This is a genomic window from Desulfosporosinus hippei DSM 8344 (assembly GCF_900100785.1).
GTDB classification, from domain to species: domain Bacteria; phylum Bacillota; class Desulfitobacteriia; order Desulfitobacteriales; family Desulfitobacteriaceae; genus Desulfosporosinus; species Desulfosporosinus hippei.
This window is the reverse complement of the sequence record NZ_FNCP01000026.1, coordinates 18,515-37,656: the sequence shown is the minus strand read 5'-3', so window position 1 is coordinate 37,656 and position 19,142 is coordinate 18,515. Positions and strand designations below refer to the sequence as shown.

The window sequence follows — 19,142 nt, the reverse complement described above, 5'->3', positions numbered from 1 at the left end:
TTTTCCCTCCCTAAACATTTGCTCTTACATGCTGAATATTTCAGGGCCGTTCACCTGGGTAAGAGTCCTAAACTCCTTCAGTAGCTGTTTAAATATCGCACCCGGTTTCCCAAGCCCAATTTCACGTCCATCGACATTTCTAACAGGAATTAATTCAGCAGCTGTACCGGTTAGAAAGCACTCATCAGCAGTATACATATCATGACGAGTAAATAACATTTCCTTTACTTCTATATCTAAAGTTTGAGCAAGTTGTATTACAGTATTTCGGGTAATACCTTCTAGTATTCCTGCCGAAAGAGGCGGAGTGAGCAAAACATTATTACGGTAGATAAAAATATTATCCGCTGTCCCCTCGGCAACATAACCGTCTTGAGTGAGCATAATCGCTTCTATAACTCCCGCTTGAGTACATTCTATTTTAGCTAAAACATTGTTAAGATAATTAAGGGATTTGATTCTGGGATTTAAAGAATCCGGATTATTCCTTCTTATTGCAACGGTTTTCACATTTAGCCCTTGCTCGTACATGGTTTGCTCAAAAAGCTTAATTTGTGCTGCTATACAGATAATCGTGGCTTTCGAACAATTATTGGGGTCAAGTCCCAGATCTCCTTTTCCTCGTGAAACGACTAGGCGGATATAGGCATCTTTCAAATCATTTTTGCGGAGTGTTTCCAGGACAACCTCAGCCATATCTTCCTTAGCAATCCCGATCGTTAGATTAATAGATTTAGCTGATTCATAAAGGCGTTTTAAATGTTCTTCTAATTTAAACACTCTACCGTGATACGCCCGAATCCCCTCAAAAATGCCGTCTCCATATAAAAAGCCATGATCAAACACTGAAACTTTGGCATCTTCTTCAGCAACAAATGAACCATTTAAATAAATGAGCATCCCTATATCCTCCACTCCTGTTGTTAGTAAAAGAAATTAAAAATCCCAAGCGTAGTCCCCTTAGCAACGTGGAACTTTCCGCTTGGGTTTTTTCTACCCACGGTGTAAACCCATTATGGATTCTGTACCGCTCGGACCAGTCAGGTTCTCCCTTAATAGAGAGCTAACCTCGGAACCCTAGATACACTTCCTGTTATATTACATTCGCATCGAGAACTTTGTGTATATGATACAGAATACATTCCTCAGTGTCAACCCTAATTTCTTCGAATTGTAGGAAATTCCTATAGAATTTCCTTGTCAAAGCTAGATAGTCCAAGGTATAATGTCCACTATGCAGATACATTTGTATTTTCGAAAGGAGTGACTTATCATGTCCATTAAAATAGGTATATTAGGTCTAGGCACTGTAGGATGCGGTGTCGTACAAGTATTGCAACAAAATGCTAAAGATATACAAACCCGTACTCATTGCGATCTTCAGATAAAGGCAATCCTTGACCGTGACCTTCATCGTGAGCGAGATGTCAACGGCGATTTTCTGCTGACAGATCAACCCGACGAAGTTCTTCATGATCCTGAAATAGACATTATTGTTGAGGTAATGGGCGGTATCGAGCCTGCTCGAACCTTTATACTAGATGCTCTGAAACACGGAAAAAACGTGGTTACTGCTAATAAAGATCTTATAGCAGTTCACGGTCACGAATTGCTTGACGCAGCTAATGAAGCCGGAAAAGACTTGTATTTTGAAGCAAGTGTCGGAGGTGGGATTCCGATTATTGCGGCACTTAAAGAATCTCTTTCAGCGAATAAAATTACTCATTTGCTTGGCATCATTAATGGAACCACCAACTATATTCTTACGGCAATGGCTGAACAGGGGCGTGAGTATGCGGAAGTTCTTGCCGAAGCCCAGCAATTAGGGTATGCCGAAGCCAATCCTTCATCGGATGTGGATGGCTTAGATGCTGCACGTAAACTGGCTATTCTGGCTTCTATAGCCTTTAATTCACGAGTTGCTCTTAATGACGTCTTTGTAGAGGGCATCTCAAAAATCACCCGTGAGGATTTAACCTACGCTGCAGAGCTGGGGTGTACAATTAAGCTTTTAGCTGTAGCTAAACATCAGGATGAAGGAATTGAAGTTCGCGTTCACCCGGCTATATTGCCTCTCACCCATCCCCTGGCTTCTGTAAATGGTGTTTTTAATGCAATTTATGTGGTTGGAGATGCCGTTGGGGAAACTATGTTTTATGGACGTGGTGCAGGTTCATTGCCTACGGGGAGTGCAATCGTCTCGGATATTATGCGCATTGCCCGCAATCTCAAATCGAATTCCATGTCTTCAATTAATTGTACTTGTTACCTTGACTTACCTCTCAAATCCTCCTCAGACTTTTATACCGCCTTTTATATACGTCTGCTTGTCAAAGACGAACCTCGTGTCTTGGCAACTCTGGCTTTACTTTTTGCTGAAGCGAACATTAGCTTTGCTTCCATTATCCAAAAACAACGGGGTAAGGATCAGGCGGAAATAGTCCTGGTAACTCACCCTTGCCGTGAAGGTGCACTCCAGGAGGCCCTGGATTCTGTTAAGGCCTACAGCAAAGTCCTTAGCATTGATAACGTTATACGTTTTGAAAAAGATTATCCTGAATCATAATATCCCAATTCTTTTAAGGGAGGAATATGATGTTCCAAGTTAAGATACCCGCCACTTCTGCCAATCTCGGACCTGGATTTGATTGTTTGGGCATGGCCCTTCAGTTATACAATAGGATTACAGTAGAAACTAACCGACCTTTTCGAATTACTTTGTCAGGCTCTTACAAAGAGGGCATCCCAACAGATGATACTAACCTGGTCTGGAAAACTATGTGCCATTTCTGGGATCTTATTAATTACCCTATCCCTAATCTCGACTTAACCTTTGAAAATTTCATTCCTCCTGCCAGAGGCTTAGGAAGTAGTTCAGCTGCCATTGTCGGAGGACTGGTAGCCGCTAACGCTATAGCCGGATCCCCATTCACAAAGTTAGAGCTTCTTCAGGTAGCCAACGCCCTTGAAGGGCACCCCGACAATGTTACTCCGGCTTTATATGGTGGTGTTACTTTATCAGTTTCTACTGAAAACGGAGTACTTCCAAGAATTTTAACTCAGTCTCCTAACTTTAAAGCAGTTGTGACTATCCCCAATATGCACCTAAACACCAAAAAAGCGCGTGGAATCTTACCCGATCAGGTACATCGTAAAGATGCCGTCTTTAACATTTCCCACGTCTCCTTGCTTACTGAAGCTTTTATTAGAGGAGACTACTCGCTCTTAAAAGAAGGTATGCGTGATACACTTCACCAAAATCAACGCGCTGCTCTGATTCCCGGATTACTGGAAACACTTGAAGCAGCTCTCGAAACAGGTGCCTATGGCTCTGCCTTAAGTGGATCCGGCCCAACGCTGTTGGCCTTAATCCCGGATAACCTCGAAAAAGATGTTCCTTTAAGCATGACGAAGGCGTTAGAGCGGCATGGAATAAACGCCACGGCTTTGGTTCTGGATATCGATACCAGCGGGGCATTCACTTCCCTAATCTAGGTAACACATGTACTATTCCCTCATAACTTATAGTAAGACCAGCCTATCGGCAGTCAATAAAAAATGGGGGGACATGAAATGTCAGATTTAGTTATCTCGGATGAACGGACCTGTGTTAAACCCTGCCCTAAACCCTGCCCTAAACCCTGCTCTAATGATGGAATAAGTATGTTAATAGGTGCTTTTATTGCCGGAATCGGTCTCTTTCTCATTGGTTCTCCAACATCCGGCGCAGTTACTACCATCGTAGGATTTATTCTTTTCCTCATCGGAGTTATTCTTTTCACCCTTTAAGTACCAGTCCATTGGCATACTGAGGCCGATGTCAACGATAGAGTTCGCTGACATCGGCCTCTTTGCGTGGAAAAACAGTTACAAACCATATTTGCTGATTGTATAAACAATCGAAGGTAATTTTACATATCCTAATTAGTAAATAATGGATTTTATTATTGTTGGAAAGGAGCAAATTCCTATGAATAGAGACTATCATTCGATTAAGCTATTCAAGAAAAATAGGGAGATAGATAGCACAGATTACGAGCCGTTGGTAAAAGAAAACTCTTCTAACACAGAGCACAAAATACCGGAACTCATCAGTCAACCCTTGGAGTCAAAAGAAAAGGAAAACAGTTCAACAAATTCCGAACTGCCTCCTCTTCTGCCAAGCATCTCAACAATAACCCAGACCCTTCTAGAGGTATTCAGAGAAAACCGTAATAACTCTCCTCTCAACTTATTAAAAAACAAAGATATTCTAAGCTGGCCCATATGGTCAATATTCAAAAGTCCTAAATAGTTATTGGAACGACTAAAGCCGCTGTTTGCTATCATCTGCATCCAACGGCTTTAATCGATTAGTGAATTGGTACAACCTCATTAGAGGTTTGATCAATAGGATTCGTAGATTTTAAGCTATCTAAATATTTAACTGCCTGCAAAGCAGCCGTTCCTCCTTCTCCGGCTGCCTTAATCAATTGATACGGCTGCCCTGTACAGTCTCCTGCTGCAAATAAACCCGGCATACTTGTCTCCAATTTATGATTAACCTTAATCGCCGAGTCCTCCATTTCAAGACCAGAGATTAGTTGTTCTGCAGGTAAGGTATCACGTAAGATAAAGACGCCCTCAACCTCCAATTGTTCATTCCCAAGGTCAAGCTTTTCCACCTTTTGATTCCCAATGATTTCTTTAACCTTACCCTTTTTAATCTCAACTCGAGAATCAACTTTAACAATATCAGTGTAATAGGGGATATAGTAAACTTTCGAACAAATATTCACCATATAATTTGCTTCATCTTCCCCTTCTTGATTATAAGAAATAATAGCAACTTGTTTATCTTTGTAAAGAGGTCCATCACATGTAGCACAATATCCTACCCCACGGCCTAATAATTCAGCTTCTCCCGGAAATAGCTTTTCAGCGGATACCCCTGTGGCAATAATCACGGAATCAGCCTCAAAGGATTGATCTTTGCCCATAAGCGTATAGGGCGGCCCGGGATAAATGTTTGTCACTTTAAAATACTTAATGGGGATGTCTTTTTCCATCACGTGATCCAGGAAGCGCTGACGAAGTTCCTCTCCCCCTATTTCTGGGGTTCCAAGCCAGTTGTCAACTTGTGGAGCTTTGGAGAGTTTGGGACTACATACTTCCGAACCTAGTAAAACAAAATCTCGATTACGAATCTTGGCATTAAGAGCTGCAGATAAGCCAGCTGGTCCACAACCGATAATTGCTAATTCATAGTGATCTTTTAAACCATTCAGTTCTTCAGACATCAAAATATCCTCCTTTTTGCGTTAAATGACATGCCATAGTGTTCCCCGAATTATGCCAATACATATAAACTTAAAGAGATATTTTGAACTCGATAAGGTTTTGCCAAGGATTGCATTTTTCCGAATGCAGCGTTGACGGTAATTGGTCAGAATAATATAATACACGCAGGAATCAATGTCAGTGTGAAACTTGCTGAGGAGTAATTATAAGATTGATGATAAGAATAAAGATGATTATGGAATGAAATGTGATCTTTTAATAACTAATGGAACAATAATTGATGGTACAGGAAGGTCTGCATATAATAGTGATCTCGCTGTCAATAAAGGGAAAATCATTGCAATCTCCCCCCTTATAAATTGCCAAGCCGATAGAATTATTAATGCTACCGGCTTAACCGTCTGTCCAGGATTCATTGATCCTCACGTCCATGAAGAGCTTACAGTTTTACAAAGTAGTATATTCGAAGAGTATTTGCGTCAAGGGGTTACTACCATAATTAACGGTAACTGTGGGCATTCTATAACTCCCTATTCTGCAGATAATATTTATAGCTACATGGTAAAAAAAGGGCTCATTTCGCATCAGACAAAAGAACGAAATAAGCTCAACCTTCCTTCATGGACAAACTTTTCCGGCTATATAGATGTTGTCAAGAACAAGGGGTCAAATTTGAACATGGGGTTTCTTCTAGGACATGGCACTATTAGATGGAGTATTATGGGGGATACAAAAAATAGAAAAATGACCGGCAAAGAAGAAACTAAGATTGCTAGTCTACTTGAAGAGGGTATGGAGCAAGGGGCTTTAGGACTATCGACAGGTCTAACCTATAGCCCGAGCAAATATGCGGATACTGATGAAATCGTCAAATGTGCTAAAGTAGTGCAAAAATACGATGGCATATATACCTCTCATATCCGAAGCTATTTAGGTACCCTCGAAGCAGTAAAAGAAGCAATCCAAATTGGTATCGCTGCAGGCATACGGGTACAGGTATCCCATCTAACCCCCAACTGTCCGGAAGGATTCGATGAGATATTAAACGCCAGAAAAGAAGGCTTAGAGATAGCTGTCGATACTATCCCAAAAAGCAGCGGGCATTTTCGACGTAAGGATAGATTGTTTCAGTATTTAACGACAAAAGATTTCCTAACTTTTGAAGAAAAACTAAAGTTAGTAAAAAGATTATACTCTAAGGAAAATCTAACCATTGTTAACACCGGCGTCCCTGACCTGGAAAATCGAACGTTAAAAGAAATCTCTTTAGAACGTATGATAAGTGTCGATGAGCTCATCCTTGAACTTTTAGATAATGACCGTAAAGAAATTACCTTCTGTCAGGGCGGACTCATTCGAAAGGATTTTCCCGGAACACCTTATGCCGATAAGATAGCCCACAACCCGTATTTGATGGTGGGCTCAGATAAGGTAAATGGAGAAATAGACGATCCCTTTGCCTGGTACGAACTCTATCGAAAGGGTGCCTTTCCAATTTTTATTAATTTGTGCCGAGAAAGGAGCATCAAGCTTGAGGAGATTATTCGCAGGATTACCTCTTTGCCGGCAGAACATTTTCGTTTAAGTAATAGAGGGACACTCAGCCAAGGAAAAGCCGCTGATATCACAATTATTGATATGAATAATTACAATTATCCTACAGATAATGAAATCAACTATAAAACCCCCTTGACAGTATGCAAAGGGGTTAAGTATACAATTGTTAACGGCAGAGTAGCCTTAAATGATGGAATTATAGAGAATACCTATTCCGGCCAATTATTATCGAGAAATGGGCAGGTCTTATGACAAAGCGCGATTATATCAAAGCACGATTAAGTTCCTAATCGTGCTTTAAATACATCGGTATAGACTCTCTTCCCGCTAATAGCCTTACTCTCAAATAAAACAATTTCAGAAACCCAAAACTCACCAATTTTTCTTGACAGAGCGTCTTGCATTGCAACGTTGTCACAATTAGGTCGTGATACCAAGGTAATATGGGGTTTAAATTGGCGTTCTTCTACTCTAAAACCCCTATCCTTCAGCTGGATATGCAGCTCATCCCTTAGTTTATGAAGTTCATCTAAATCTCCATTGACCGTTGTCCATAAGGTATGAGGCCTCTTTAAAGACGGGAATGCCCCTAAGCCAATGATATTTAAGTCAAAAGGGTTACAATCACTGGCAACCTGGGAGATTACTTCGGACAGTGTTATAACTTTGTCCGGGTCTATTTCCCCTAAAAATTCTAAGGTAATATGAAAGTTATCCTGGGATTTGAAGAACCCACTAACTCCAAAAGCTCTTAGCTCAGACTGAAATTCAACAAGGGCTTCTTTAAGTTGAACAGGCAAATCAACCCCAATAAATAATCTCATAAATCTTCTCCTTAAGAATAATTAGTTGTTTGATTTTCCCTTTTGTTTTAACAATGCCAATACTTCATTCTTTTTATCCAGATTTTCAAAAATTCTATTCGGGATAATATGTGCTGAATTGGCATTTACATATATATAAATATGTTCTTTGTCTTCAACAATATCATGTATTTCAGTATACTGAGTCTTTGCTTCACTGTTCTCACTTAGATCAACGATCCCCGTGTTCGATAGGGTTAAGTCGTGTCTTCCTATTACACTTTGGTTTTTACCTTGTTCCAGCATCCTTGAGATTTTCCTTGTGACAATCTTCCTTATCCGTTTAGGGAAAAATGCAACCCAATATAAATACAACAATATACAAACAGTTAGCCAATACTCAAATGGTATAGTACTAAAGTTTCTCAGGATAAAGGGTAAAATCAGAAAGGATAGTGAGAGAATATACCGTTGTAAAAAAAACGACCTCTTTGACAATTTAGAATAGGTAATATGGAAAATATTAAAATCAATTAGATCCTGCTTATTCAGCTCATACTTTAAATTCATAGTCGTCTCCCTTCAATCTCCCAGTAGTTGCCATTCTTTATGAATAACTTACATTAAAAATCATTCTGTCATCCAATAGTCTTCCATAATTTTGAAAAATTCAGACTCAATCAATTTTCTGATCGTCAGGATTCGTTAGTTTCTTTTTATAACCCATATGAGTTTTAGGATCATATCCTGCAGATTCATAAAATTTACAAGCATCAATCCTGTTACGATCAGTCACAAGAATTATCTGAGAACAGTTCTTTTCAATGCCCTTTTTTTCTAACTCTGCAATCAGTAGTTTGCCAACTCCATTATTTCTACAACACTCATCAACAATCATATTTTCCAACACCATAAAGGGCCGGCAATCTCCATATATCTCTCCACAGATCACTCCCATTACAGAACCCATTAACTGATTGCCTTCAACTGCACTAAGCATAATGTGGGAACCACTTTTTTGTAATTTCTTAAGCCCTTCATACATCTTTTCAATGCGTGATTCTTCATTCCAAAACTGTTTATATAACTGTGCTAACTGTGGAATATCTTCGGTAATCATTTCACGAACAATCATACAACAACCTCCCGTCTTAGAAATTATGAATAAAAAGTGGTCACAGCAATAAACTCTTACTCAACGCTGGAATTATGCCTTGTTGAAAGAATTCAATGTCTTTATTCCCAAGTCATCAGTGCTATTAGGCCAAAAACAATAATGATTAACCCTGATACCCGATTGACCCATAATAATCTGGAGGCACTAAATCGTTTCCGAAATACGTTTATCGTAAAACTTAAGAGCATCCACCACGAGCCCGACCCGAGAAACACTCCCAAGACTAAGCTAAATGAAGAAAGATAACTAGATTTATTCGTCCCAAGACCTAATCCGGCAAAAACCCCCACAAATGCAATAATGGTCATAGGATTGGTAAGCGTAAGTAAGAATGTTGAAAGATAATTGCCTAATAAACCGTAATTATTGACTAAAGTTGGATTTTCAGTCGGTCTTTTAATAAACGTTTGAATTCCGAGATAGCATAAAAAAATCCCGCCAACTATCCTCAGCCATGCTTGGTGCCCTATTAGAAAGCTTGTGACCACAGTTAATCCCAACCCTGCTATCATACCATAAGCAGCATCTGCTGTCGCAGCACCAAGCCCAGACAAAAATCCTGACATCCTCCCATATTCCAAAGTACGTCTAATACACAAAATGCCTATTGGGCCAACCGGCGCGGCAATAGAAAATCCCAAAATGAATCCTTTTAGCAAAAAGTCTATTTCCACTATGCTCAAATCCTCTCGCACTGGATTGATTAAACTATCCCTACTGCTTAACTCCTTAAACCACTATAAATGAAGTGTTTTTAAGCTGAAACTTTCTTTAATTATGTTCTTGAAACACTCCGGAATTTCCTTTAATATTATTAACTCTGGCCAACTGTATTTTATATTAAGTATTGAGCTATCCTGCCTTTCTTAAGTTTAGGTCTTAAGTCTTAGGTTTTATAGTATTATCGTTTTATTGTTTTATCGTTTTATCGTTTTATTGTTTTATTGTTTTATTGTTTTTTCAGTTATAGACATTGGACATCATACAATCTATAATATAGTCATACAGCAAGAATGAAAGGGTGTTTAAATAATGAATAGTGCTGCAGTAACCAGAACTTCGCCACACCGTGCATTATTAAATGCGTTGGGTTTAACCAACGAAGAAATGGAACGTCCCTTAATCGGTATAGTTAGTTCTAAAAACGACATTGTTCCCGGTCATATGAATCTGGATAAAATTGTTGACGCAGTTAAGTTAGGGGTCGCCATGGCAGGCGGGACGCCCCTTGTTTTCCCTGCGATTGCTGTCTGTGACGGACTTGCTATGGGACATCAAGGAATGAAGTATTCCCTTGTTACTAGAGAATTAATTGCCGACTCTACTGAAGCCATGACATTGGCTCATGCCTTTGACGCTTTAGTAATGGTTCCAAACTGTGATAAGAATGTTCCCGGATTGTTAATGGCTGCAGCAAGACTAAATATCCCCACTATATTTGTCAGTGGTGGCCCTATGCTTGCCGGTAAAGTTGATGGTCATAAAATTAGCTTTTCTAATGTCTCGGAAGCTGTCGCCGAATTTCAAGCAGGAAAAATCACCAGAGAAAAACTTCTGGAATATGAAAATAAGGGTTGCCCTACCTGTGGCTCCTGCTCCGGAATGTATACAGCTAACAGCATGAATTGCCTCACCGAAGTCTTAGGGATGGGGTTAAAGGGTAATGGAACCATCCCGGCAGTTTATTCTGCACGGATTCAACTGGCTAAGCACGCCGGCATGCAAATCATGGAACTGCTGAAAAAGAATATTCGTCCAAAAGATATTATGACTAAAGAAGCCTTCGAAAACGCCTTAACCTTAGATATGGCCTTGGGCTGCAGCACTAACAGTATGCTGCATCTTCCGGCAATTGCTCACGAATGCGGAATTGAATTAAATCTCGATATCGCTAACGACATCTCTGACAAGACACCCAACCTTTGCCATCTGGCACCGGCAGGGCATAACTTTATTGAAGAACTCGATGAAGCCGGTGGAATCTACGCTGTCATGAATGAATTGAACAAACTCGGTTTGGTTAATACAGATTTGCTTACCTGTTCAGGTAAAACTGTGGGAGAAAACATTTCGGGCTGTATTAATACAAATCGTGAGATTATCAGGCCCGTGGAAAACCCTTACAGTAAGACCGGTGGGATTGCTGTACTAAAGGGGAATTTAGCCCCTGATTCCTGTGTTGTCAAGCGTTCAGCCGTGGCCCCGGAAATGTTGAAGCACCAAGGCCCGGCAAGAGTATTCGACTGTGAAGAAGATGCTATGGAAGCTATCAACTCGGGGAAAATTGTCCCTGGAGATGTTGTCGTAATCCGCTATGAAGGTCCGAAAGGCGGCCCGGGCATGAGGGAAATGTTAAATCCTACTTCAGCAATCATGGGGCGTGGCCTAGGGGAAAGTGTCGCTCTAATTACTGATGGACGATTTAGCGGTGCAACCAGGGGGGCGGCTATTGGTCATGTTTCTCCTGAAGCAGCCGTTGGGGGTAATATTGCCTTGATCGAAGAGGGCGATATCATTCAAATTGACATTATGGCTAACACTATTAATTTCGCCATCAGTGACACAGAACTTGAAAAACGCAGATCAGCTTGGAAGCCGAGAAAACCTAGAATCACCAGCGGATACTTGGCAAGATATGCAGCTTTAGTAACCTCAGGAAACAGAGGCGCAATTTTAGAATACAATTAATAATAGTTTTAATTAAAGCTACCACCTTAGGTGGTAGCTTTTGTCATTCTTTAGATCCAGTTCTAATACCTTATTTATTACCATCTCGCCTGTTTCCTCTTGAACTTCTTGACTTACAGTTTTAATCCATTATTAATATATAATTTCTGAGCATTGGGGTTTTTACTATACGCTCCTACATACAGTTGTTTTTTTATTTTTTTGCCTGTTCAAGTAAACTTTTACCAATTCCTTTAATTATATTACCCCCAGATTTGACAACAGTTTTTCGAACTTTTTATCTGAAAGGATTTCATTGGTAACAAAGTTACCATTGTAAAATAAGCTATAGGTTGTAAATGGTGACGGTGCATTCTGGGCTTGTTCAGTGTTTTCATGCTTAATTACTCGAAATCCAATCCCTTTTCTTTCCGCTATCTCCGCAATCAACCAAACATATTTTTCTGTAAAAGGACATTGATTACTATAAAACAGCACAAATCCTTGTTCTTCAATTTTGGCGCTCTTTACACATGATTTAAAGCATGGCTTTTCATAATTCTCTTCAAAAGGAAGATACATAAGCTCGTAATACGGTTGAGCTGTGTCAGCTAACAAAAACCCTTTATACTTTAAATATTTCGGGTCGGATATAAAAGGCATTTTCTTTTTCGATGAAAGAGCAACCAGTCCCTTCTTCCCCTTGCTTTTACTATCGTTTATACATTCAGTTATAAGCTTATTAGATACACCTCGACCTTTGAATTGACCTGAAACCCAAAGGCAGTTAATGAACATATACCCCGGTGCTTCTATAGGGCACCAGGCCTTTTCGGCAGGGATATATTCGATAAAGACTTTTCCCCTAACGTCACCTTTTTTAAATACAAGACCGTCTGCGAAACGCTCTGCCATCCATGCTTTCTTTGAAGAAACCTGAGAATCTGTATTAGTCGAAATGGCACAGCAGATATGTTCTTTGTCCAGATTTTCGTGGCTGATTGTTATAATGTTCATCAAGGCCCCTCCAATTACAAGCTAAAAAATAACCGTAAAACAAAGATGATCTTGGAAATGTCCTACATTCATGAAAACTTAAATAGTACCTTCTCAAAATCTTTTACAAAGCAGCGCTTGCCTTTCTTGATTACTTCATGCCCTTCCAACTCTAATAACATTTTCTGCTGGTCAATCCCCCCGGGGTACTTGTCATTTAATTCCCCACCTTTTTTCAAGGTGCGCCAGAAAGGAGTTATATCCTTGCTTCCCAAAGCTTCGCGTTCTTGTGAGGCATTTGCTGCAATGTTGATAAAAATTCCTGCAGTAAGATGACAAGTAAAGTCAGCCTCATGCTTCAGAGCTAAGTAATTTCTAATTCCATCGGAAGTAATAACCTTCCCCTCCGGGATCCTTTTCATTACCTCGTCATATTCCTTCGGAGCTGCGATAAGCATGTTTCCGCATCCAAAACCCTTAGCCATCTTATTATCAATACCTATAAATTCAATCTTAGGCAAGTCCCCAGAACTATTAAGTTTTTCGTTGTAAGACTTTCTGGCCATATCCACCCCTCCACAGCTATCTATTTACATACTCGGTAACTAAATCCGTAAAAAGGACTCCTTCTAAATGATCTATTTCATGACAAAAGCATTTTGCTAAATCTCCTGTACCAGTTAAGGTTATTTCCTCGCCATTTTCATTCAACGCCTGAACCGTTACTTTTGCGGGCCTTATTAACTTTCCATAAATATTAGGAATGCTTAAGCACCCCTCAATCACCTTTTGTTCGCCTTCTTGCTTAATTATTCTTGGATTGACCAACTTAATGAGACCTTGTCCCATATCTATTACAACCAATTTTTTTAATAGTCCTACTTGCGGAGCAGCTAGGCCTGCTCCATTCCCGGCATTATACATTGTTTCCGCCATATCATCTAATATTTGTCTAATTTTCTCATCTACTATCTGAACTTCTTTACTTTTCTTTCTTAAAATTTCATTATCATAAAGTACAATTTGTCTTAAAGCCATTAAACTTCACCTCTATGGTTAATTTGTTTATATTAAGTACTTATTGGTTAATTTAACTTCTTCTGAATTGTTTCCAATATAACCATTCTCGTCCGAGCCCAATATAATAAAGAAGTAGTACAATTTAAAAGGGGTGTGTGTGATGCCAGATTTTATAGAATCAATTTTCCTTCCTAAAAGGCCGCTTGAAATGGTGAGCATCCCAAATACACTATCAAAATCTCTCCAGGGTAAATATTTTATCGGACAAACAGAATCCTTAACCTTTAGCAATACAACAAATGCTTGGGGCGCTTTAGTAAACCCAAACAACTCTGGAGTAAATTTGTTTGCTAATGTCTATACCATTTCCAATTTTTCGGACAAACCATTCTTAGTACAACTATGGTTTAATACAGATCCACCCGGAATAGGAGCCCCATCAACTAAGGTCAGTCCTGCTAACACCGCGTTAATCCCACATCCGGTACCAAAAGTGGATGTGCAGTTTAACCAAAATGTCACTGGAGTTCCGGTTGGCGGTATTAATGTCTTTGATCGAATAGTTTCTCCTGGCGCAACCCTGGTCAGTGAAGAGGACGGAAAGTTAATCTTCCCCTCCGGAGGTAATTTAGTGCTTTTTCTAACCTCCCCGGGATCGGTGCCAATGACATTTTCGGCCATAGTGGCCTTTGGCTGGTGGGAAGAGAAAGGGAAGCATTGTAAGTAATAGTTTAAGGAACTAAGAACTAAATTGGACGAAGAACTAATTGTTAAGTCATTAATTAGGGCTTGCTAATTTATCGCAAAGCTAAACTTTACAAGGGTTTTCGGGTAGTATCTTAATAAAGATGTGCATGGAAAGGCATCCTTTGACGCCAAAACCGTGCACTTAGAGTAAATCAAATGGTGCATCGATGCACCATTTGCCCTCTCGGTTTGGACAAAGATGCTTCCCTACAGTAATAGTGCAAGCAAATCTTAAGATGAAATATCACTACAATTCACTTTTTCCTCTAACTAGTTCCCATCCATTTAAGCCTATATAAAAGCTTAATGCAAATATCAACCAATCAATTTCAGTATAGTCGCCATTAACGACATACCACAATGCAATCAAACCGATAAGAATTGGTAAGAGTATATTCGCCCAAAACAGAATTCCTGAGATTGCCTGATCGTTTGGGAAGCTCTTCGTTTTCTGGTCAGGAAAAATCAGACAAATTATGACTGCAATAGCCAATCCAAGTACAGGTGCTTTAAAAAAGACTTTTACTACCCATGACATAGGATAATTTAATATTCCATGACAAAAGAAAGCTAAATAAATTACGGTACCAAAGATGATTGATAAAATCCGCCCTTTCCCTACAGACATTTATTCTCCCTCACTTTCAACAAACTATGATGTGCTCTATATTAATTCACATTGATCTTAAAGGCATTAGTCAACTGAATGGGATTCGTCCCAATAACTTGATAGTGTTTATTTAAATTTGAATTTCTGTTTTAAAGACAATAACCGCTTTCCCGCCAATTTTGACTTGTTCCGGCTCCCCCCTCTGTAAACGAACCGTCACGTTTACCAGACCGCTTCGTCCTATTGCGTACCCTTGCTCACTCGTGAAAGAAAAGCTTGAGTTATTATGGTTAACCAAGCCATGTTTAACTAAATATGCTCCAAGAGGACCGTTTGCGTTTCCTGTCACCGGATCTTCGTTAACCCCAATAGCTGGGGCAAACATTCTTCCATGAGTCAAAATATCTTTGCTTTCTGTATCTAAAGTGAAAACAAAAAAGCCGTTGCAATTAATCATTTTACTAATTTGAGCTAATGCTAACAAATTTGGAGACAACTGGTTCAATCTTTGTCTGCTTTTAATTCCAATCATAACCTTGGAATGTCCTGTCGAGACGATTTGTATTGGACATCGTTGATCTAGTTCATCTTCTCTTAATCCTAGGGCATTAACAATATCCTCTTGATTCTTTACGGCAAGTTGTGGATAGAACTCAACTTTGCCTTGAGTCATCATTATGGAATAGTCATTACTCTCTTTAAAGATTTCAACTGGCAAAACCCCAATTCCAATCTTCTGGATCACGGTTGAAGAGCTTAGGTTATGTACTATTGCCCGAACATAGTGCGCTGCAACAGTGGCATGTCCGCACACCGGCACCTCAGTTTTCGGAGTGAAATATCTTAACCTTACCTCATGATCCATCCCATCGGGTTTTAAGATAAATGCCGTTTCTGAATTATTTAATTCTCGAGCAATATGCAACATTTCTTGATCTGTTAGCTCATCGGCATTCAAAACTACTCCTGCAGGATTGCCTTTAAATTTTTCTTTAGTAAAGGAATCCACTTGATAAATCTTTAGCGTTCTCATGTTATCTCCACTTTCCAGTTATTATTTAAACAATTTCCTCATAATGACCTGAGTAATTTCGGGTTATCATCACCTTTTACAGCTCTTAAACTCAATATCATTTTACTAATAATAAACGATGCAGCATACGGAAAGGATCCTGCCATGATAACAAAGTGGGCCAATTGGTAAGGAGGTCTGCTCCATATATCATAAGTATTTCTTTTTGAGATTAAGGAACTTAAGCAAGACTCAAGTATATCCTGTGGCAGCACTTCAACCAAAGCAAAGAGAAACATTGAAATTAGCACTACTATTCCAGTCACAAAGTTCACGGAAAAGTCTACTTTTTTGTAATCCCCATTTAACGCCGGAAAAACCCATACGCTTAAAAACGCTGCCGCTGTTAAGATGATCAGAGCTATGTAATGGTAAAAATCAAGATTGACAGTTTGTATCTGGTTAATCATTATCACCATACTTGCCAAGGGTAGTAGAGAAAGGATCAATATATGGGTTAAAAGTTTTAGAGGGGTTTTCGATAGGTACCCTGAGATAAATATAATCAGTCCATCTAGAACTATCATCTTTTACCTCCAATTAATATCTCTATTTCCATTTCTTTAAGAATGGAACCAACGCCGGTACGTCCCTTTGATACTCGATATACGCAGAACCAAATTCCCTTATTAGTTTCTTCTCACCAAATTTCAATAAGTATGTAGATAGTGAGGATCAAATGAACGAGTACATCCGCCCTTGTTGGGGCTATTTTCCACATTAATACTATTTAATTCTAATTCAACAAAACAATTACATTTCCTTTATGCCATTCCAGTTAATCCCTAAATCTTAGTATAAGAAAAGCCTCCATTGCTGAAGGCCAAATAGACTTAACTGATATAGGGCTATTCATGGATCTCGTTTGGCATGTTTTTAAGCTTACGTAGCAACTGCTCTCGTTCCTCTTCTAAATCCTCTCGCTCTGCTACCAGATTTGGCTGCACAGAATGATAAGGCCAGCGTGCTTTTAAATCTGCCAGTTTTTCCTCCACCTGGTCAAGTTTTGCTTGCAGCTCTTTCTTCGCATTCATTGTTCTTCAACTCCTCTGACGCTCTAAAAGTAATTGCACCATGCATACAAGATTCCATACAAGCTTCACATTCAATGCAAACCCTTGGATCTACAACCGCAAGGTGCGAAAACATTGTGATCGCTTCAACAGGACAGGCATTAACACAACGTTTGCATCCCAGGCAAAGCCTTTCCAAAATAAATGCAGCCATGGCCTCTGACCCCTCTCCTGTTTAGTCAAGGTTATCGACAACCCCCATATACCCCGGTGCGGTACATAGTTCTAATATATTCGCCTCATTCCCATTTGTCAACCCTAGGAAAAAGTTCTGACCGTTCAGTCGCAAATCCGACATAAATAATTATTAAATTGTAATATAATCAGATAACTAAGGCAAGGGGGGAGATTTGTTTCTATGAACATTTCAGAATTAAGTTACGAAGATTTGAACACAAAGTTACAACTATTTTTAGATGAGCTAGAAGAATTAGAGGAAGAACGAAGTTTTGTCCTAAAGCAAACCGGATTACATCTCCCGGGACGTACAGTGAAGAAATATGAAGCTGAAATTCAATCTCTTAAAAGTTCTATCGAAAAAGTTAAGTCTGAACTAGTTCTGCGAATATCGAATGTACCCTAAAAAAACACAAGTGGGTCCAGAAACTTTCCTAAAGCCCGCTTAATTTAAAATTATCATATTCCAACAAAAGGGATTGTAACAACTAGATAGTTGCTACAATCCCTTGTTCACTGTTCAATTAGGCTAGATTCTTATCACTTGATAATTTAATCTGTTCAGCTAAGCTGCGAGCAATCTGATCAAAGTCAGCAGACTGATAGTCTTCAATTTTACCATCATCAGATAATGTTGCAAGAGCTGGATCCAGTGGCAAGGAGCCCAAGAAAGGAATAGCAGTACGCTTTGCTTCTTCCTCACCTTGAGGTTTTCCAAAAACCTCTATCTTTTTGCTGCAATCCGGACATTGCACATAAGCCATATTTTCAACCAGCCCATAAATGGGTGGTTCATAATTTCTAACCATCTTGATAGCTTTTCGTACTACCATATTAGCTAAAGCTTGAGGACTTGTTACCATCACAACCCCATTAATCGGAAGAGATTGGAATAATGTGATTGCCACATCGCCTGTGCCAGGAGGCATATCGATCAAAAGATAGTCTAATTCTCCCCAAATAACATCCTTCCAAAACTGATTAACTACTTGAGTGATCAGTGGCCCTCTCAAAATTACCGGATCATCTTCGTTTTCAATCATAAGATTGAGAGACATGACTTTAATCCCGCCACGACTGGTTGGTGCAATAATCCCACCTTGGCTTGCACCCGCCCGTTCCTTAATTCCAAAAATCTTTGGAATACTTGGTCCAGTTATGTCCGAGTCAAGAATTCCGACTTTAAATCCTTGTCGCATTAGGCTTACTGCTAACATACTGGTTACAGAAGATTTTCCAACTCCACCCTTACCGCTCATAACCGCAATTACTTTCTTAACGTTGCTGGCTTTCTGAGCCTTAGTTAATTGGGGCGCACTGGAACAAGTTTCTGTGTTGCATGAACCAGCTGCAGCACAGCTATTACATGATTCGCTCACTTTACTACCTCCAATATTAGTAAATTATTGCTCTTAGATAAATGTAACCAAAAATTATCTTACTCCCCAAAATCTTCATTTGTCAAGGTTATCCTTTTATCGAGCCCTTTATCCTAGTCTCTCCATAAAATTGCTTAGTGATGATGATGGTGGTGGTGATCATCTCCATGATCGTGTGCACAAACAGAACCTGAACTAACGATCTTTCCTAATGCGTATTGATTTGCAACATCTGCCACTTTCCCGGATGCTCCAGAAACAACTTCAAGGCCTATAGCCGTCAGACCATTAATCATACCTCCGCCAATACCACCGCATACAAGGACTTCTACCCCTTTGCTTTTAAACATATTGGCGAGACCTTCATGCTGATGTTGAAGACCCGTAGAGCTTAGTAATTCAACAAAACGAGCTTCATTTCCCTCAATCTCAAAGACAGTAAATCCTGCAGCTCGTCCAAAATGTGGGTCTAGTTCATCACCATTTGTTGGAATTGCGATTTTTTTAGACATATAATTCCCTCCATATCATCATAATGTATCTTTTTAGTTAGTCTGAGGAAAAACAGAACTAAATACATATGT

24 protein-coding genes are annotated in these 19,142 nt (G+C 39.5%); 8 read left to right on the top strand and 16 right to left on the bottom strand.

Going from position 1 to position 19,142, the window contains the following annotated elements; all coding sequences use genetic code 11:
- Nucleotides 1-24: 24 nt before the first annotated feature.
- Nucleotides 25-900: a branched-chain-amino-acid transaminase gene (gene ilvE, locus BLS16_RS18410; protein ID WP_427846386.1), complete on the bottom strand. Its 876-nt coding sequence runs from the start codon at nt 898-900 to the stop codon at nt 25-27.
- Nucleotides 901-1,273: 373 nt separating this feature from the next.
- On the opposite strand from ilvE, the gene BLS16_RS18405 reads away from it, so the two are divergent.
- The 4 genes from BLS16_RS18405 to BLS16_RS18390 all read left to right on the top strand — a co-directional run bounded on the left by BLS16_RS18405 (nt 1,274) and on the right by BLS16_RS18390 (nt 4,294).
- Complete coding sequence (locus BLS16_RS18405) at nt 1,274-2,566, top strand: homoserine dehydrogenase (protein WP_176786229.1); 1,293 nt, start codon at nt 1,274-1,276, stop codon at nt 2,564-2,566.
- Between the two features lie 29 nt (nt 2,567-2,595).
- Nucleotides 2,596-3,495 (top strand): homoserine kinase, encoded by a 900-nt coding sequence (gene thrB / locus BLS16_RS18400; protein WP_092335123.1) that lies wholly within the window; start codon nt 2,596-2,598, stop codon nt 3,493-3,495.
- Nucleotides 3,496-3,573: 78 nt separating this feature from the next.
- Nucleotides 3,574-3,789 carry a hypothetical protein gene (locus BLS16_RS18395; protein ID WP_092335122.1) on the top strand — a complete coding sequence of 72 codons (216 nt, stop codon included), beginning with the start codon at nt 3,574-3,576 and terminating at the stop codon, nt 3,787-3,789.
- A 145-nt stretch (nt 3,790-3,934) separates the two neighbouring features.
- A complete protein-coding gene (locus tag BLS16_RS18390; RefSeq protein ID WP_176786228.1) occupies nt 3,935-4,294 on the top strand; it encodes a hypothetical protein in 360 nt (119 codons plus the stop codon).
- Between the two features lie 58 nt (nt 4,295-4,352).
- Here BLS16_RS18390 and BLS16_RS18385 read toward each other — a convergent pair whose 3' ends face one another.
- Nucleotides 4,353-5,279, bottom strand: coding sequence for an NAD(P)/FAD-dependent oxidoreductase (locus tag BLS16_RS18385; RefSeq protein ID WP_092335120.1), 927 nt, complete (start codon nt 5,277-5,279; stop codon nt 4,353-4,355).
- A 190-nt stretch (nt 5,280-5,469) separates the two neighbouring features.
- Between BLS16_RS18385 and BLS16_RS18380 the strand changes: the two genes are divergently transcribed.
- The gene (locus BLS16_RS18380) at nt 5,470-7,089 is read left to right on the top strand and encodes an N-acyl-D-amino-acid deacylase family protein (protein WP_242876364.1); all 1,620 of its coding nucleotides are present in this window, start codon (nt 5,470-5,472) and stop codon (nt 7,087-7,089) included.
- A 26-nt stretch (nt 7,090-7,115) separates the two neighbouring features.
- Here BLS16_RS18380 and thpR read toward each other — a convergent pair whose 3' ends face one another.
- The 4 genes from thpR to BLS16_RS18360 form a co-directional block, all read right to left on the bottom strand.
- Nucleotides 7,116-7,661 carry an RNA 2',3'-cyclic phosphodiesterase gene (thpR, locus tag BLS16_RS18375; RefSeq protein ID WP_092335118.1) on the bottom strand — a complete coding sequence of 182 codons (546 nt, stop codon included), beginning with the start codon at nt 7,659-7,661 and terminating at the stop codon, nt 7,116-7,118.
- A 21-nt stretch (nt 7,662-7,682) separates the two neighbouring features.
- On the bottom strand, nt 7,683-7,946 hold the full coding sequence (locus BLS16_RS24420) for a YcxB family protein (RefSeq protein WP_242876363.1): 264 nt from the start codon (nt 7,944-7,946) through the stop codon (nt 7,683-7,685).
- 370 nt (nt 7,947-8,316) lie between these two features.
- On the bottom strand, nt 8,317-8,775 hold the full coding sequence (locus tag BLS16_RS18365) for a GNAT family N-acetyltransferase (RefSeq protein ID WP_092335116.1): 459 nt from the start codon (nt 8,773-8,775) through the stop codon (nt 8,317-8,319).
- 101 nt (nt 8,776-8,876) lie between these two features.
- On the bottom strand, nt 8,877-9,491 hold the full coding sequence (locus BLS16_RS18360) for a LysE family translocator (protein ID WP_092335115.1): 615 nt from the start codon (nt 9,489-9,491) through the stop codon (nt 8,877-8,879).
- A gap of 358 nt (nt 9,492-9,849) precedes the next feature.
- Between BLS16_RS18360 and ilvD the strand changes: the two genes are divergently transcribed.
- On the top strand, nt 9,850-11,505 hold the full coding sequence (ilvD, locus tag BLS16_RS18355; protein WP_092335114.1) for a dihydroxy-acid dehydratase: 1,656 nt from the start codon (nt 9,850-9,852) through the stop codon (nt 11,503-11,505).
- A 237-nt stretch (nt 11,506-11,742) separates the two neighbouring features.
- On the opposite strand, the gene BLS16_RS18350 is transcribed toward ilvD, so the two are convergent.
- The 3 genes from BLS16_RS18350 to def all read right to left on the bottom strand — a co-directional run bounded on the left by BLS16_RS18350 (nt 11,743) and on the right by def (nt 13,518).
- Nucleotides 11,743-12,501: an N-acetyltransferase gene (locus tag BLS16_RS18350; RefSeq protein WP_092335113.1), complete on the bottom strand. Its 759-nt coding sequence runs from the start codon at nt 12,499-12,501 to the stop codon at nt 11,743-11,745.
- 68 nt (nt 12,502-12,569) lie between these two features.
- On the bottom strand, nt 12,570-13,046 hold the full coding sequence (locus BLS16_RS18345) for an MGMT family protein (RefSeq protein WP_092335112.1): 477 nt from the start codon (nt 13,044-13,046) through the stop codon (nt 12,570-12,572).
- 16 nt (nt 13,047-13,062) lie between these two features.
- Nucleotides 13,063-13,518, bottom strand: coding sequence for a peptide deformylase (gene def, locus BLS16_RS18340; RefSeq protein WP_092335111.1), 456 nt, complete (start codon nt 13,516-13,518; stop codon nt 13,063-13,065).
- Between the two features lie 142 nt (nt 13,519-13,660).
- Between def and BLS16_RS18335 the strand changes: the two genes are divergently transcribed.
- On the top strand, nt 13,661-14,227 hold the full coding sequence (locus BLS16_RS18335) for a DUF6143 family protein (protein ID WP_092335110.1): 567 nt from the start codon (nt 13,661-13,663) through the stop codon (nt 14,225-14,227).
- A gap of 267 nt (nt 14,228-14,494) precedes the next feature.
- On the opposite strand, the gene BLS16_RS18330 is transcribed toward BLS16_RS18335, so the two are convergent.
- The 5 genes from BLS16_RS18330 to BLS16_RS18310 form a co-directional block, all read right to left on the bottom strand.
- The gene (locus tag BLS16_RS18330) at nt 14,495-14,875 is read right to left on the bottom strand and encodes a hypothetical protein (protein WP_092335109.1); all 381 of its coding nucleotides are present in this window, start codon (nt 14,873-14,875) and stop codon (nt 14,495-14,497) included.
- A 112-nt stretch (nt 14,876-14,987) separates the two neighbouring features.
- The gene (locus tag BLS16_RS18325; protein ID WP_092335108.1) at nt 14,988-15,890 is read right to left on the bottom strand and encodes a PhzF family isomerase; all 903 of its coding nucleotides are present in this window, start codon (nt 15,888-15,890) and stop codon (nt 14,988-14,990) included.
- Nucleotides 15,891-15,928: 38 nt separating this feature from the next.
- Nucleotides 15,929-16,456, bottom strand: coding sequence for a hypothetical protein (locus tag BLS16_RS18320; protein ID WP_092335107.1), 528 nt, complete (start codon nt 16,454-16,456; stop codon nt 15,929-15,931).
- A 321-nt stretch (nt 16,457-16,777) separates the two neighbouring features.
- Nucleotides 16,778-16,963, bottom strand: coding sequence for a hypothetical protein (locus BLS16_RS18315; RefSeq protein ID WP_092335106.1), 186 nt, complete (start codon nt 16,961-16,963; stop codon nt 16,778-16,780).
- On the bottom strand, nt 16,929-17,156 hold the full coding sequence (locus BLS16_RS18310) for a DUF362 domain-containing protein (protein ID WP_092335105.1): 228 nt from the start codon (nt 17,154-17,156) through the stop codon (nt 16,929-16,931). The genes BLS16_RS18315 and BLS16_RS18310 overlap by 35 nt, the downstream gene beginning before the upstream one ends.
- A gap of 204 nt (nt 17,157-17,360) precedes the next feature.
- On the opposite strand from BLS16_RS18310, the gene BLS16_RS18305 reads away from it, so the two are divergent.
- Nucleotides 17,361-17,585 carry a hypothetical protein gene (locus BLS16_RS18305; RefSeq protein WP_092335104.1) on the top strand — a complete coding sequence of 75 codons (225 nt, stop codon included), beginning with the start codon at nt 17,361-17,363 and terminating at the stop codon, nt 17,583-17,585.
- Nucleotides 17,586-17,703: 118 nt separating this feature from the next.
- Here the strand turns inward: BLS16_RS18305 and BLS16_RS18300 are convergent, their stop codons facing one another.
- Both BLS16_RS18300 and BLS16_RS18295 read right to left on the bottom strand, forming a co-directional pair.
- On the bottom strand, nt 17,704-18,558 hold the full coding sequence (locus BLS16_RS18300) for an Mrp/NBP35 family ATP-binding protein (protein ID WP_034600191.1): 855 nt from the start codon (nt 18,556-18,558) through the stop codon (nt 17,704-17,706).
- Nucleotides 18,559-18,692: 134 nt separating this feature from the next.
- The gene (locus BLS16_RS18295; protein WP_092335103.1) at nt 18,693-19,070 is read right to left on the bottom strand and encodes a NifB/NifX family molybdenum-iron cluster-binding protein; all 378 of its coding nucleotides are present in this window, start codon (nt 19,068-19,070) and stop codon (nt 18,693-18,695) included.
- Nucleotides 19,071-19,142: the final 72 nt, after the last annotated feature.

What these genes read in the sequence shown, in the direction of transcription:
- ilvD (WP_092335114.1), top strand. Translation starts at nt 9,850, where the DNA reads ATGAATAGTGCTGCAGTAACCAGAACTTCGCCACACCGTGCATTATTA.
- BLS16_RS18345 (WP_092335112.1), bottom strand. Translation starts at nt 13,046, where the DNA reads ATGGCCAGAAAGTCTTACAACGAAAAACTTAATAGTTCTGGGGACTTG.
- thpR (WP_092335118.1), bottom strand. Translation starts at nt 7,661, where the DNA reads ATGAGATTATTTATTGGGGTTGATTTGCCTGTTCAACTTAAAGAAGCC.
- BLS16_RS18305 (WP_092335104.1), top strand. Translation starts at nt 17,361, where the DNA reads ATGAACATTTCAGAATTAAGTTACGAAGATTTGAACACAAAGTTACAA.
- def (WP_092335111.1), bottom strand. Translation starts at nt 13,518, where the DNA reads ATGGCTTTAAGACAAATTGTACTTTATGATAATGAAATTTTAAGAAAG.
- BLS16_RS18335 (WP_092335110.1), top strand. Translation starts at nt 13,661, where the DNA reads ATGCCAGATTTTATAGAATCAATTTTCCTTCCTAAAAGGCCGCTTGAA.
- thrB (WP_092335123.1), top strand. Translation starts at nt 2,596, where the DNA reads ATGTTCCAAGTTAAGATACCCGCCACTTCTGCCAATCTCGGACCTGGA.
- BLS16_RS18405 (WP_176786229.1), top strand. Translation starts at nt 1,274, where the DNA reads ATGTCCATTAAAATAGGTATATTAGGTCTAGGCACTGTAGGATGCGGT.
- BLS16_RS18310 (WP_092335105.1), bottom strand. Translation starts at nt 17,156, where the DNA reads ATGGCTGCATTTATTTTGGAAAGGCTTTGCCTGGGATGCAAACGTTGT.
- BLS16_RS18330 (WP_092335109.1), bottom strand. Translation starts at nt 14,875, where the DNA reads ATGTCTGTAGGGAAAGGGCGGATTTTATCAATCATCTTTGGTACCGTA.
- BLS16_RS18365 (WP_092335116.1), bottom strand. Translation starts at nt 8,775, where the DNA reads ATGATTGTTCGTGAAATGATTACCGAAGATATTCCACAGTTAGCACAG.
- BLS16_RS18295 (WP_092335103.1), bottom strand. Translation starts at nt 19,070, where the DNA reads ATGTCTAAAAAAATCGCAATTCCAACAAATGGTGATGAACTAGACCCA.
- ilvE (WP_427846386.1), bottom strand. Translation starts at nt 900, where the DNA reads ATGCTCATTTATTTAAATGGTTCATTTGTTGCTGAAGAAGATGCCAAA.
- BLS16_RS18350 (WP_092335113.1), bottom strand. Translation starts at nt 12,501, where the DNA reads ATGAACATTATAACAATCAGCCACGAAAATCTGGACAAAGAACATATC.
- BLS16_RS18395 (WP_092335122.1), top strand. Translation starts at nt 3,574, where the DNA reads ATGTCAGATTTAGTTATCTCGGATGAACGGACCTGTGTTAAACCCTGC.
- BLS16_RS18385 (WP_092335120.1), bottom strand. Translation starts at nt 5,279, where the DNA reads ATGTCTGAAGAACTGAATGGTTTAAAAGATCACTATGAATTAGCAATT.
- BLS16_RS18315 (WP_092335106.1), bottom strand. Translation starts at nt 16,963, where the DNA reads ATGAATGCGAAGAAAGAGCTGCAAGCAAAACTTGACCAGGTGGAGGAA.
- BLS16_RS18390 (WP_176786228.1), top strand. Translation starts at nt 3,935, where the DNA reads ATGGATTTTATTATTGTTGGAAAGGAGCAAATTCCTATGAATAGAGAC.
- BLS16_RS24420 (WP_242876363.1), bottom strand. Translation starts at nt 7,946, where the DNA reads ATGCTGGAACAAGGTAAAAACCAAAGTGTAATAGGAAGACACGACTTA.
- BLS16_RS18325 (WP_092335108.1), bottom strand. Translation starts at nt 15,890, where the DNA reads ATGAGAACGCTAAAGATTTATCAAGTGGATTCCTTTACTAAAGAAAAA.
- BLS16_RS18320 (WP_092335107.1), bottom strand. Translation starts at nt 16,456, where the DNA reads ATGATAGTTCTAGATGGACTGATTATATTTATCTCAGGGTACCTATCG.